This window comes from Nitrosomonas sp. TNE100 (assembly GCF_055387135.1).
In genome coordinates this window covers 963,053-975,854 of record NZ_AP040997.1, presented here as the reverse complement: position 1 = coordinate 975,854, position 12,802 = coordinate 963,053, and the positions used below count along the sequence as shown (strand labels likewise).

Here is a 12,802-nt window from a genome sequence, read left to right as displayed (position 1 = left end):
ACACAAATCTGGAATCATGCAAAATCAGCTTTGAGGATTATCTTCTTGAGGCTCATCTTCATCCGGTATTCGGTAGGAATCTGTAGCCCACAATCCTAAATCAAGTAATTTACATCGCTCAGAACAGAACGGACGATACTTGCTTGATTTTTCCCAGACAACGACTTCACCACATTGGGGACAGTTTACGGTTGGAGATTTACCTGGTCGCCTTTCCATTTAATCACACCACTACTCATAAACTGCAGAAAGTCAATTCAAAAGGAACATCTTCTTCACACACTTCTGTCTTGTGATCCGAGTGCCAGGGAATAAATCGTATATTGAGCGCATATTTATTGGCACTGATCTCCGGGATGCAGGAAATTTCATCACTGATATGCAGGCACAAAAGATGTGCCTGATGCTCTGAACCAGCCTGCTGGAATACTCCTTTAGCAGCAATGTAACAAAATTTTGTTCCGCTGTTTCTCAATATATTCAGTATGATATTGATCCCGCTACGGATAGCAGTAAGAGGTGTAATCCAGTTCTGGAGATCTGCCCTGCGGGCATCTGGAGCCATATTCAGCCAGTAATGATAGGCTGGCAAATCAAACTCGCACGCCCCTCCTGGAATGCTCATACGCTGCTTGACACTCATCAGCCATTCATCATCCCGCAAATGTCCGCCGATCCTGCCTGGTATATCAAGCAATCCACGGAAAGCAGCTCGAATATCCTGCAATATATGAATGAGTGCTTTTTCTGATACGCCCGGGTTATCTTGCAAACCTTCCAGCATGGTTCGTTGTTTATCCAATTCCTGCAGCAGATCCGACTTAAGATCAGATCTGCTGGTAACATCAAGAATTTCAAACAATGCAACCAGAGCAGCATGATGTTCGAAAGAGGTATCCCTAGCCGAAAAAAAATCAATTTTGTCGAACAAATCCTCCAGTCTCAGTAACATGCGGATTCGTTCGTTCAGGGGTAATTCGTAACAGATCACAGTAAGTAAGATGACGTGGGAATGTTAAAGCATAGCAGAAAACTGCAGTTACATGCATCTTACCAGAATCGTTCAGAAGCTGTGTTTGTCAACAAGCGCAAGATATTTCTGATGTAGCATTCGTACCTGTTGCCGCAGGTGCTGATTGTCGGAGTCGTTGATAATCACATCATCAGCCAGAGCAAGGCGTTCATCACGTGAGCACTGTGCGGCCATCACTTTACGTACTTCCTGTTCCTTCAGCTTGCTACGCTGCATGGTACGGGAAATTTGCAGGGATTCTGGACAATCAACCACCAGCACACGATCAATCAGCTCAGGATAGTCTTCAGTCTCCAGTAACAAGGGCACAACCAGAATGCCGTAACTGGATTGAATCAGCGGGAGACGTCGCCTGCTTTCCTGATAGATCAGCGGGTGAAGTATAGCTTCGAGCTTACGCCGCGCCACTTCATCAGAGAATACGAGCTCGCGCATAGCCACTCGATTCAGTGAACCATCCTCCAGTACAAAATGGTCACCAAATACGACACGAATTCCCTGAATCGCACTACCACCTGGTCGAATTAGTTCATGCGCCAAGTGATCAGTATCAATAATTTCAATACCCAGCTCCTGGAACAGATCAGCCACACTGGTCTTGCCACTGCCGATTCCACCCGTTAGCCCGATAATGAATCCCATACGTCAAAACATGGCTAGGTATGCCTGATTGATCTCACTGCCCCAGAACAAAGCAATTAATCCTCCTCCTGCCAGATAAGGACCAAAGGGAAGTGTTGTACCTTTTGAACGATTAGCGGCCAGGATCAGGACAGTACCAATAACAGCCCCCATCACAGAAGAAAGCAAGATTACCAGTGGCAGTAATTGCCAACCCAACCAGGCACCGACTGCAGCCAGCAACTTGAAATCACCATACCCCATGCCTTCCTTACCGGTAATCAGTTTGAACAGCCAGTACACACTCCAGAGTGTCAGGTAACCTGCAACCGCACCGATAACAGCTGAATGGATATCTACAAAACCATTATGCAGATTCACGATCAGGCCTGCCCATAACAGCGGCTGTGTAATACTATCTGGTAAAAGCTGGGTATTCAGATCAATAAATGTCAAAATAATCATTGCCCAAATAAAAATCAGCGCAGCAAGTAAAATCCCACTAAAACCAAAATGCCACGCAGCAAAACCGCTTAGAATAGCTGTCAGAGCCTCAACCAGTGGATAATCAAATGGAATACGAGCCTGGCAACTTGAACAGTGTCCGCGCAAAAGAAGGTAGCTGATAATCGGAATATTCTCGAGGGCAGAAATTTTATGACCACACTGTGAACAACCGGAGCCTGGTATAGCCAGGTTATACGCCGGCAGTACTTTTACCTGCTCCCCACGCAACTCAGCACATTGTTGCATCCATTCACGTTTTAACATCACGGGCAACCTGTAAATCACTACATTCAGGAAACTTCCCAGAATCAGGCCAATAAGCGAGATAAATGAAATAAAAAAAGCTGGTGAAGCTTGTAGGGTATTAAAAATATTCATGCACTACCTGTCCTGATTCAGTCGTGAAAATGGCACTATCTGGTTATCCGATCACCTGCCCCATTTTAAAAATAGGCAGATACATGGCGACCACCATTCCGCCAATGAGCGTCCCTAGCACCACCATGATGAGCGGCTCCATCAGACTGGAAAGTGCCTCCACCGCATCATCCACTTCTGCCTCAAAGAAATCTGCAATTTTGCTGAGCATTGCATCAAGCGAACCCGATTCCTCGCCTATGGAAACCATCTGCAGCACCATTGAAGGAAAAACATTGGTTGCCATCATCGCATCCACCAGACTGCTGCCGGTACTGACTTCGTTCTGGATATTTTTTGTTGCCTCATAATACACTTGATTTCCGGCTGCGCCGGCAACAGAATTAAGTGCCTCAACCAAAGGAACACCGGCAGCAAACATAGTTGAAAGTGTCCGCGACCAACGGGCGATTGTAGCTTTACGGATCACCTCTCCAAAAATTGGCAACTTCAGAGCCAATCGATCCATGACATGCTGCATTGCGGCAGAACGCTTCCAGGCATAAGAAAATACATAAAGCCCCCCACCGACTCCTCCAAAAATTGCCCACCAGTATGCTACAAAAAAGTCAGAAATAGTCATGACCATCAGGGTTGGAGCGGGTAGATCAGCACCAAATCCCTGGAAAAGTTCCTTGAAAGCCGGGATTACAAATATCATGATTACTGCGGTAATGATGAAAGCAACCACAATGATTGAAACAGGATAAAACAATGCCGATTTTATTTTCCCCTTGATCGCCTGAATCTTTTCCTTATAGGTAGCCAACCTGTCAAGCAGGTTATCCAGGATACCGGCAGCTTCTCCCGCTGTCACCAGGTTACAAAACAGGGAGTCAAAATAAAGTGGATGTTTTTTGAATGCATTAGCCAGACTGCTACCTGTTTCCACTTCTGATTTGATATCCATCAGTAGTTTCCCGACTGCACGATTACTGTGTCCCTTGCCTACAATATCAAAGGCTTGCAGCAAAGGTACTCCCGATTTCATCATCGTTGCAAGCTGGCGTGTAAACAACGTAATATCCTTATCGGTAATTTTTCCACCCGCCCTGGCCTTGGTAATTTTTGTTACTCTGATACCCTGTTTACGTAGTGTAGAAGTCACTACAACAGTGCCAGCCGCACGCATTTCGCCTTTAATCGCCCTTCCGGTTTTATCTTTTCCTTCCCATAGAAAATTGAATTCTTTGACTTTCTTTTCTGATGTCGCAATCGTTACCATGCCAATTTCCTTTTATCTTGCTGATCTGGATCATAGTTACTACGGCAGAAAATTCAGGATTATTTAACTGGTGTTTTTTCTATCTCTGCCAGGAAAGCTCCCACAGTCGGGTAGCGTAACCGGACTTGCAATTCGCGTTTGATACGATCATTGGTTAAACGCCTTGATTCCAGCATGAAAGATAATAGGCTTGGAGAGAGTGTCTCTTTAGCTTCCTGACGGGTAATTTTTCTTGTGCCGGGCAAATTAAAATGATTCGCTACCAGATCAAAATATTCTCCCATTTTCAAACAGGAATCATCACTCGCATGATAAATCCTGCCCGATTTACCAAAACGCAGGGCAGCCACAATAATGCGTGCCAGATCATCAGCATGAATATGATTCGTATAACTATCCTCGGCTGGCAACAAAGCGGGGGTACCCTGGCGCAAACGCTCCAGCGGAAGTCGATTGTGCGCATAAATTCCTGGTACGCGCAAAATAGATACTCGCACCCCATTACGTATCCCCCAGTTTCTGATTTGTTGTTCAGCATCTAGCCGCCGATAGGCACGATCATTTCTCGGATTTGCCGGGTAACTTTCATTAACCCGGTTGCCACTGCAATCCCCATAAACCCCGCTGGTACTGATATAGATCAGCTGTTGTGGTAGTATTCTTTTTTTTGTGTTTGATTGCCGCCGGGAAAGTGCAGACAACAAGTGTAATGTACGCGTATCACGCTTGCCCTGACCTGGAGGCGGGGCAAGATGCAAGACTGAATGAGCAGCAACTCCCGCCATTCTTTCAAGACTTGCAGGCTGATCCAGATCACCCGCTATTGGCGTGATACCCAATATGCGTAAATGATCGAAATTTTCAACTCTGCGACATAAACCAAACAGTTGATAGCACTGTCCGAGTAGGTTGGCCACTCTTGAAGCGATATCACCGCATCCCACAATTAGCAACTTATTTTTCATAACCAATATTTGTTAGCTATATCTCCCCAATGGAGTCTTACCGTATCACTTTCAGGCCAAGTGGCCGTATCATCACGATCGAACCAACCGAGACGATCCTTGAAGCAGCTTTGCGCCATGGGCTATCTTTACCTTACGGCTGCCGTAACGGATCATGCGGCACCTGCAAGGGAAAAATTATACAAGGGATTGTTGATTATGGCGCTTATAGCGAAGAAGTGCTGACGGAACAGGAAAAAGAACAGCAGCTGGCACTTTTTTGTTGCGCCAGGCCCCTTTCTGATCTGGAAATTGAATGTCAGGAAATCGAAGCAGTCAAGGATATCAGGGTTCGTACCATGCCCTGCCGGGTACATAAGCTGGAACATGTGGCATCCGACGTCATGATTATTTATCTGAAATTGCCTGCAAATGAACGGTTACAATTTTTGCCGGGGCAGTACATCGACATCCTGATGAAGGATGGTCAGCGTCGCAGCTTCTCTCTGGCTAATGCTCCTGGGAATGATGAATTTCTACAGTTACACACACGCAATTATGCCGGTGGAGTATTTTCTGAATATGTCTTTTCTTACATGAAGGAAAAAGATATTCTTCGGTTTGAAGGGCCTTTGGGATCATTCTTTCTTCATGACACCCCTAAAAATGATACTCCCATTATCTTTCTGGTAGGAGGCACCGGCTTTGCTCCTGTTAAAAGCATGCTGGAATATCTCTTTTACACGGAGAATACCCGCTTCAAGCATAACAAAATAAAACTATACTGGGGAGCCCGCACTCGGGATGGTCTTTACCTGAATGATCTGGCTAAAAAATGGGAAGAAGAAAACAAGAACTTCAGTTATATCCCGGTATTATCTGAACCACTTTTAACTGATAACTGGCAAGGAAAAAACGGCCTGGTACATCAGGCCGTTATGGAAGACATGGACACATTGTCGGATTGTCAGGTTTATGCCTGTGGCGCTCCTGCCATGGTAAAGGCTGCCTTCGACAACTTTACCAGTCAGCGGAATTTACAAGAGGAGAATTTTTTCTCTGATGCCTTCATCCCCTCAAAACCGGCAGTAACTTGACACAAATCAAGCCGAGCTGATCTGCTTGAGTGCAAAGTCTAGTCCCTTGCGATAATGTTCGCTTGCTGCCTCTTGCTTACCCAATTTCTCAAATAACTGAGCCAATGCAAGATGTGCCGGATATCCTGGATCAATTGATAAACTTGCTTCAAGGTAGTTTTGCGCTTTACCCCATAACTCCCCGTAAGTACAAAGCCGTCCCAGCGCCAGCAATAAATCAGCATTGTTCGGATACTTCACGAGCCAGCTTTCTGCCCGTTGTATTTGCCAGCTAACTATACCGCTTTGACAATCTGCATATAATGCAACCAGCTCTGGATAGAGCCCGGCATCCAAACCATTTTCAATAATTTTTTGTGCAGCAGCATTATCTCCTTGAGCCATTAACGCGCGAGCTGCTGCTACTGCAATCCTGCCATCAGTTTTTTCCTGCCATGGCAAGGTTCCCCAGTATTTCTTCAGTAAAACAATATCTTTTGTGTTCTTTTTAATATTTTCCAAGTGTGCCTGGTGCCGTAATTCATCCACATGTGCTCTATCAACAGATGAGCGATTTGACAACACTTCAGTTAATTCCAGCACAGCATCCCAGTTTCCAGCCATCTGTTGGGCTTTTAGCTCCAGTAAAAGTACCGCAGTACTTTGCAGACCACCGAATGAATAAATTGATTGTAAAGCTGTCAACGCATCATGATAACGCCCTTCATCCAGAAACAATTCTGCTTCGGTAATCAACGTCAGTACTCTGCCCACAGGAGCCTGTTCCCTGGCTGCAGTCAGTAAATAATCACGTCGTAAATAATTCCTCTGCTGATGAGCCGATCGGGCTGCAACAACGGCATTCAAAACCTTAGTCGTTTGTGTATCAGCAAGCTTGAAGGCCTTTTCTGAAAACTCCATTGCCTGATCGTAACGCGCTTCAAAAAATGCCTTCACACCAGACCATGTCAGCTGCTCGGCTTTTTTAGCCCGTATCCGCCTGTTTATACCGGATAATCCGGATAGGATCCGCAGGAGCATATAAAACACGGTAAAAACTGACAGCACCATTATGATGAACGTGTTGAACGCAAGCTCAATCTTGTAAGGGGGCACGGTAAATAAAACCGAACCCGTGTTGTAGTACGCAGCCAATACGATAGCTGTCGCTGATGCGAATAATGCCAGTACCCATAACACCAGTTTCATTCACCCTCTCCTTTCAGCATGAGTTGATCGTGATACACAATTTCCAAGATTTCTCCCAAATTCGGTAACTGTGATCCGATGTTAATACTGGCCAATCTTTCCAGCTCCCCCAGAGCATCTCTAACTGACTGAGCCTCTGTATTAAAATACTGCTGCACCCAATCTATTGCCGTTTTCACAGCAGTGCGAAAATTGCCTTCATCTCGGATTAATAAGGCAAGGCGTGCCTGCATCAATTGCAGTCTGATATTTTCTTTTAGAAGATGAATCTGGGAAGGCGATAATAATGATGTTCCCGAGTCATTTATTTTTTCAATTTTGATCAACCGGCTGAGATCTTTTTCGATTTCAAGCAGATAACGATGCCATAAACGTGGTTCGGATGTATCTTGTTTCTCCGGCAAATCAATCTCTATCAAACTGGCGTCCATCATCAAAGGAAGATCATCAATCCGTGTGGCAAGCTCCGTAATATCCTGATTAATCCTCTGGACATCCAAAGTAGCCAGTACTTCAAGCTGCTCAATATCCCCTGCCAACGCCTCATTTAATTTTGATGACCCAGGGATTTCATCGGATTGCAGCAGTTCTTGCGCATATTTTAGTGAGTCAAGTGCAGAACGCACATCACCCGTCATCCGCAGATAACGATCAGCCGAAACAATAAGACGTTCGACCGCACCCAGCATCCAGGCACCCGTATGAGTACTGTCACCGTCAGACAGCTTGCCAATTTCAACAGGCGATTCACGGGTAACCAGCAATCTTTCTTCCAGATGATTTAAGCGCTGCTTGATTTCTGTTTTTTCAAGCTCAAGCTCAGTAAGCATTGTGCGTGAACGGCTGCTAAAAACATCGGCATCAGCCAGATATGTTGCCAGGGAATGCTCCATTGCAGAGATGTACCCTTGTTTTTCAGCCCATTTCCACAGCATGGCAGTTACTGCAATTAATAAGATCACCAGTATGAAAACAGCCAAGCGGCGAGCTGATCCGGAAGTCGAAATCTGCGTATATTTATTCATATGATCGGATGCTATCAGTGTGACTGTATTTTTTCGAAGTACTCCAGCAAACCTTGCACAGTCCCTTCATCTCCGAGAGGAGTGCGGTATATCTTCCTGATACCCAGCTCTCTTGCCTTGCACTCAATCCGGTCATGTGCCGTAAACACGGCGGTAGCTCTGAGCAATTGTTGGCCTGTTTTACCGATCATGTCAAATAAATTATCCAGACCTTCGCTGCTGCTGATGACTACTGCCTGGATCCCGCTATCATGCCAGTACTTCAGCAACGGCAAGGGATCAACCTCCGGCCGGTGGCGACGATAGCATTCAACATAGTCAACGTTGGCGCCACGATCACGTAGCGTATCTCCAAGCAATTTCCGCCCGCCATTACCGCGAAAAATTATGATGCGCTTACCCTGCATGATCTGCAGTTGTGGTACGCGCAACAAGGCTTCGCTATCAGAACCATCTTCTGGAACAATGACAGCGGGAATACCATGACGTTCGAGCGCCCGGGCACTCCCCTTTCCCACGGTTGCAACACGTACATGCTCAGGCCAGCGGCGCTCTGCGTGAACCAGCGGCATAACTCTTTCCACCGCATTCGGGCTGACAAAAACAGCCAGATCAAAATCATCAAGCCGCGCAATCATATCCAGTAACGGCTGCTTGTTTTCGCTATCAGAAATCTCCAGCACGGGGAACAACCATGGCTCTCCGCCCAACCCCTTGATTCGTGCAGCCAGATTACCCGCCTGATGCAAAGGGCGGGTAATCAGAATACTTTTACCGGCTAACCGATCAAGTGCCAATATCTGCCCCGATCACATCTCAGGCCAGGGCGGCAAGAATCTCTTCCGCACCGTGCGTTTTCAGGTTTTGCGCCAGTTGCTCGCCCACCCGTTCTCCTGATTCCGGCTTGCCACATAATTTATCTGCGATTATTTTTGATCCGTCAGGGGTGGCCACAAAACCACGCAGTGTCAATACCCCTTCAAAAATTTCAGCAAAGCCACCCAGCGGTACTTGGCAGCTGCCCCCCAACACACGGCTCATGGCACGCTCTGCCTCCACACAATAAGCAGTTGTGGCATGGTGTAGTGGCTTCATCCACTCCACCATATCAGGATCATTATCGCGACACTCGATACCCAACGCACCCTGTCCAACCGCCGGAAGACTCAGCTCGGGCGGCAACAGCATGCTGATGCGATATCCCAGCTCCAGCCGTTTCAGTCCGGCTGCAGCCAGAATGATTGCACTGTATTCCTCCTCGTCCAGCTTTCGCAGTCGCGTTTGCACGTTACCACGCAACGGACGCACTTGCAGATGCGGGAAGCGCGCCCGTAACTGGGATTCTCGCCGCAAACTGGAAGTCCCTACCACGCTTCCGGTGGGCAATTCTTCCAGGCTGGTAAAATCATTGGAAATAAATGCATCACGCGGATCTTCCCGTTCTGTGATGGCGGCCAGCCTGAATCCAGACGGAACAATCATCGGCACATCTTTCATAGAATGTACTGCGATGTCCGCACGGCCGTCTTCCAGAGCCAGTTCAAGCTCTTTGATAAAAAGCCCCTTGCCACCAATTTTTGACAAGGAAACATCCAGAATCTGATCTCCCTTAGTCGTCATGCCAAGTATGGTGATATCAGTTTGCGGGTATAATTCAAGCAGACGACTTCGAATGAAATTTGCCTGCCATAAAGCAAGCTGGCTCTCACGTGACGCAATAACAATTTTTTCAGGACTAGACATAATAAGAATCTGATTTTGAAGCAATGCCGCCATTCTAGCACGGGCGACCCCGGTCCGGATGATGGCAAATAACTGCATTTTATCCCGGTGACCCGAGCCCATGATTACAGGAGACACACAACAATGAGTTTGAATACCCTAGCGAATATTGTTCCCGAAAAAGACGCATCCCTCGAAAAAGACCATCCACTACGGGAAGACATTCGCTTGCTGGGGCGCATGCTGGGCGACACAATACGAGAGCTGGAAGGCGAGCCAATGTTTGATCTGGTAGAAACCATTCGTCAGACTGCTGTGCGCTTTCGCCGCGAACAGGATGAAGAGGCAGGAAAAGAGCTGGACACCATACTCAATCATCTCAGCCACAAGGAAACTACAGCTGTTGTCCGGGCATTCAGCTATTTTTCGCTACTTTCAAATATCGCCGAAGATCTACATCATAACCGCCGTCGCCGCGCTCATTTGCGTGCAGGCTCACCGCCCCAGGATGGCAGCGTTACGTTAGCTCTGGAACGTGTGGTGGCAAAAGGAATTAATACGCAACAACTGGAGAATTTCTTTGCCGAGGCACTCATCTCCCCAGTATTAACAGCTCACCCTACTGAAGTACAGCGGCGCAGCATTCTGGATTATCAACTGAAGATACAACGTCTGCTCAAGGAACGGGATCGCACCCAACTCACTCCCAATGAACTGCGCCACAATGAAGAAGATTTACGTTCCGCTATCCAAACACTGTGGCAAACCCGGGTGCTGCGCTCAGTCAGGCTGACAGTACAAGACGAAATTGAAAACGGCCTGATCTATTACCACTACACCTTTCTCAAGCAAATTCCTTATATCTACGCCAAGATTGAAGATATTCTGGAGCGTCACATGGACAAGGCGGCGCCATGTATTGCCTCATTTTTACGGATTGGCAGCTGGATTGGGGGAGATCGAGATGGAAATCCCTTTGTTACCCACCAAATTATGTTACATGCCGCCGAACGGCATTCCGCATTGATACTTGATTATTATATTGAGGAAGTAGAAAAAATCGGCCAGGCCATGAGTCTGACTGAACGCCTGATCAAAGTAACCAGCGAGCTGGAGGGGCTGGCTTCGACTGCGCCCGGCTTGCCAGCCAGCAGGATTGATGAACCGTACCGGCGCGTCTTTCTCGGCATGCACACGCGTTTGATTGCAACCAGCAGGTACTTAAGCCCTCACGTTGGCCGACAATATCAGGAAAATACGGCAGAACCGTATGCTGACAGCGCCGAGTTCGTACATGATCTTGATATCGTTATTCGTTCCCTGAAACAACACCAATCAAACAAGCTGGCTCAAGGTGCCATACGAGACCTGCGCCGTGCGGTAGATGTATTTGGATTTCACCTCGCATCACTGGATATGCGTCAGCACAGCAAAATCCACGAACAGGTTGTGTCTGAATTATATGAAAAAAACGCTCAGGACAACCAGAACTATCCTGATTTGACTCGAGCGGAACGTGTTGAATGGCTTCTAGCCGAACTCAAGCGTTCACATCCACTGGTCTCATCCTTGTCTGATTATTCTGATATCACACAGGGTGAGTTGCGAATCTTGAGAATGGCCGCCGAAATCCAGCGTCGCTTTGGCCATGTCGCGCTGCCTAACTATATTATTTCCATGGCAACCGGGGTCATCCACATACTAGAAGCAGCATTGTTGCTGAAAGAAGCCGGGCTACTACAATTTGGTGAAGCCGCACGATCGACTGTAAACATCATCCCGTTGTTTGAAACAATCGATGATCTGCGCGGTTGCGCCAATGTCATGGAAGAACTGTTTTCACTGCCCGAGTATCGTAAAATGTTGCGATCCAGGAGTAACTTGCAAGAAGTTATGCTGGGTTATTCAGACAGCAACAAGGATGGCGGATTTGTTACCTCCAACTGGGAAATACATAAAGCCGAAATCGAACTCACCAAGGTATTTAACCGTCACGGAGTACGGCTGCGCCTATTTCATGGGCGCGGTGGCACGGTGGGACGCGGCGGCGGTCCCAGCTATCAAGGAATACTTGCACAGCCTCCTGGCAGCGTCAACGGCCAGATCAGATTGACCGAGCAGGGAGAAGTCATTGCCAGCAAATATACAGATCCTGAAATCGGGCGGCGTAATCTTGAAACGCTAGTGGCTGCCACCATTGAATCCACCTTGCTTGATCGTGATGCTATCCACTGCCACACACCACAGTGCTATCAGATTATGGAAGAACTGTCTGCCAGCGCATATGCAGCCTATCGCAACCTGGTCTATAAAACACCTAATTTCACACAATTTTTCCAGGAATCCACACCCATCCGTGAAATTGCCGGCTTGCATATCGGCAGTCGCCCGACTTCACGTAAACCTTCCAATAAAATAGAGGATCTGCGTACCATCCCCTGGGTTTTCAGCTGGAGCCTGAACCGCACTATGATTCCTGGCTGGTATGGATTCGGTACCGCTGTCGAGAATTTTGTGCAACAGGCCGGAAATACGCAGGACGTATTGATACAGATGCAAAAAATGTACCGAACCTGGCCATTCTTTCAAACCTTGCTTTCCAATATGGATATGGTGTTGGCCAAGAGTGATCTGGGCATTGCCTCACGCTACGCAGAACTGGTTACTGATTCTGAATTACGCCAGTATGTTTTCACTGCCATCCGGACAGAATGGGAACTTTGTGTGAAATGGCTGTTTGCCATCACCGGGCATACCGAACTTCTACAGGACAATCCCACACTGGCGCGCAGCATCCGGATCCGCACGCCCTATATCGATCCGATGAATCATCTTCAGGTCGAACTCCTTCGCCGCTATCGCTCAGGGGATGATGATGATGCGATCCGGCGCGCAATTCATCTGACCATCAATGGCGTGGCCACCGGGTTAAGAAACAGCGGTTAGTATTTTCGAAATACCTTATTTCAATCAGCTATTGTGAATTAAAGTACTGTGCCTTACAGTAATAACAACTACGATCT

The 12,802-nt window shown here is 47.2% G+C and carries 12 protein-coding genes; 2 read left to right on the top strand and 10 right to left on the bottom strand.

Annotated elements, in window-relative coordinates; all coding sequences use genetic code 11:
- Positions 1-24: 24 nt before the first annotated feature.
- The 6 genes from ACZ5EJ_RS04750 to ACZ5EJ_RS04725 form a co-directional block, all read right to left on the bottom strand.
- Positions 25-219 carry a DNA gyrase inhibitor YacG gene (locus tag ACZ5EJ_RS04750; protein WP_011634126.1) on the bottom strand — a complete coding sequence of 65 codons (195 nt, stop codon included), beginning with the start codon at positions 217-219 and terminating at the stop codon, positions 25-27.
- Between the two features lie 16 nt (positions 220-235).
- A complete protein-coding gene (gene zapD, locus ACZ5EJ_RS04745; RefSeq protein WP_074456336.1) occupies positions 236-991 on the bottom strand; it encodes a cell division protein ZapD in 756 nt (251 codons plus the stop codon).
- 72 nt (positions 992-1,063) lie between these two features.
- Positions 1,064-1,675 (bottom strand): dephospho-CoA kinase, encoded by a 612-nt coding sequence (coaE, locus tag ACZ5EJ_RS04740; protein ID WP_074456337.1) that lies wholly within the window; start codon positions 1,673-1,675, stop codon positions 1,064-1,066.
- A gap of 3 nt (positions 1,676-1,678) precedes the next feature.
- Positions 1,679-2,539, bottom strand: a complete 861-nt coding sequence (locus tag ACZ5EJ_RS04735; RefSeq protein ID WP_074456338.1) for a prepilin peptidase — start codon at positions 2,537-2,539, stop codon at positions 1,679-1,681.
- 43 nt (positions 2,540-2,582) lie between these two features.
- Entirely contained in the window at positions 2,583-3,803 is a 1,221-nt protein-coding gene (locus ACZ5EJ_RS04730; protein WP_074456339.1) for a type II secretion system F family protein, read from the bottom strand.
- 59 nt (positions 3,804-3,862) lie between these two features.
- Entirely contained in the window at positions 3,863-4,768 is a 906-nt protein-coding gene (locus ACZ5EJ_RS04725) for an SDR family oxidoreductase (protein WP_074456340.1), read from the bottom strand.
- 29 nt (positions 4,769-4,797) lie between these two features.
- Here ACZ5EJ_RS04725 and ACZ5EJ_RS04720 point away from each other — a divergent pair, with 29 nt between their 5' ends.
- Positions 4,798-5,844 (top strand): CDP-6-deoxy-delta-3,4-glucoseen reductase, encoded by a 1,047-nt coding sequence (locus tag ACZ5EJ_RS04720; protein WP_074456341.1) that lies wholly within the window; start codon positions 4,798-4,800, stop codon positions 5,842-5,844.
- Positions 5,845-5,850: 6 nt separating this feature from the next.
- Here the strand turns inward: ACZ5EJ_RS04720 and ACZ5EJ_RS04715 are convergent, their stop codons facing one another.
- From ACZ5EJ_RS04715 to hemC, 4 genes are read right to left on the bottom strand one after another with little or no spacing between them, the layout of a single operon-like run.
- Positions 5,851-7,032 (bottom strand): heme biosynthesis protein HemY, encoded by a 1,182-nt coding sequence (locus ACZ5EJ_RS04715; RefSeq protein ID WP_074456342.1) that lies wholly within the window; start codon positions 7,030-7,032, stop codon positions 5,851-5,853.
- A complete protein-coding gene (locus tag ACZ5EJ_RS04710; protein WP_074456343.1) occupies positions 7,029-8,057 on the bottom strand; it encodes a uroporphyrinogen-III C-methyltransferase in 1,029 nt (342 codons plus the stop codon). The genes ACZ5EJ_RS04715 and ACZ5EJ_RS04710 overlap by 4 nt, the downstream gene beginning before the upstream one ends.
- Positions 8,058-8,071: 14 nt before the next feature.
- The gene (locus tag ACZ5EJ_RS04705; protein WP_074456344.1) at positions 8,072-8,854 is read right to left on the bottom strand and encodes a uroporphyrinogen-III synthase; all 783 of its coding nucleotides are present in this window, start codon (positions 8,852-8,854) and stop codon (positions 8,072-8,074) included.
- Positions 8,855-8,873: 19 nt separating this feature from the next.
- Positions 8,874-9,800 (bottom strand): hydroxymethylbilane synthase, encoded by a 927-nt coding sequence (gene hemC / locus ACZ5EJ_RS04700; protein WP_074456352.1) that lies wholly within the window; start codon positions 9,798-9,800, stop codon positions 8,874-8,876.
- A gap of 123 nt (positions 9,801-9,923) precedes the next feature.
- Between hemC and ppc the strand changes: the two genes are divergently transcribed.
- Positions 9,924-12,725 carry a phosphoenolpyruvate carboxylase gene (gene ppc / locus ACZ5EJ_RS04695; protein ID WP_074456345.1) on the top strand — a complete coding sequence of 934 codons (2,802 nt, stop codon included), beginning with the start codon at positions 9,924-9,926 and terminating at the stop codon, positions 12,723-12,725.
- Positions 12,726-12,802: the final 77 nt, after the last annotated feature.

Coding starts and splice junctions, on each gene's coding strand:
- ACZ5EJ_RS04750 (WP_011634126.1), bottom strand. CDS start 219: ATGGAAAGGCGACCAGGTAAATCTCCAACCGTAAACTGTCCCCAATGT.
- coaE (WP_074456337.1), bottom strand. CDS start 1,675: ATGGGATTCATTATCGGGCTAACGGGTGGAATCGGCAGTGGCAAGACC.
- ACZ5EJ_RS04735 (WP_074456338.1), bottom strand. CDS start 2,539: ATGAATATTTTTAATACCCTACAAGCTTCACCAGCTTTTTTTATTTCA.
- ACZ5EJ_RS04730 (WP_074456339.1), bottom strand. CDS start 3,803: ATGGTAACGATTGCGACATCAGAAAAGAAAGTCAAAGAATTCAATTTT.
- ACZ5EJ_RS04725 (WP_074456340.1), bottom strand. CDS start 4,768: ATGAAAAATAAGTTGCTAATTGTGGGATGCGGTGATATCGCTTCAAGA.
- ACZ5EJ_RS04720 (WP_074456341.1), top strand. CDS start 4,798: ATGGAGTCTTACCGTATCACTTTCAGGCCAAGTGGCCGTATCATCACG.
- ACZ5EJ_RS04715 (WP_074456342.1), bottom strand. CDS start 7,032: ATGAAACTGGTGTTATGGGTACTGGCATTATTCGCATCAGCGACAGCT.
- ACZ5EJ_RS04710 (WP_074456343.1), bottom strand. CDS start 8,057: ATGAATAAATATACGCAGATTTCGACTTCCGGATCAGCTCGCCGCTTG.
- hemC (WP_074456352.1), bottom strand. CDS start 9,800: ATGTCTAGTCCTGAAAAAATTGTTATTGCGTCACGTGAGAGCCAGCTT.
- ppc (WP_074456345.1), top strand. CDS start 9,924: ATGAGTTTGAATACCCTAGCGAATATTGTTCCCGAAAAAGACGCATCC.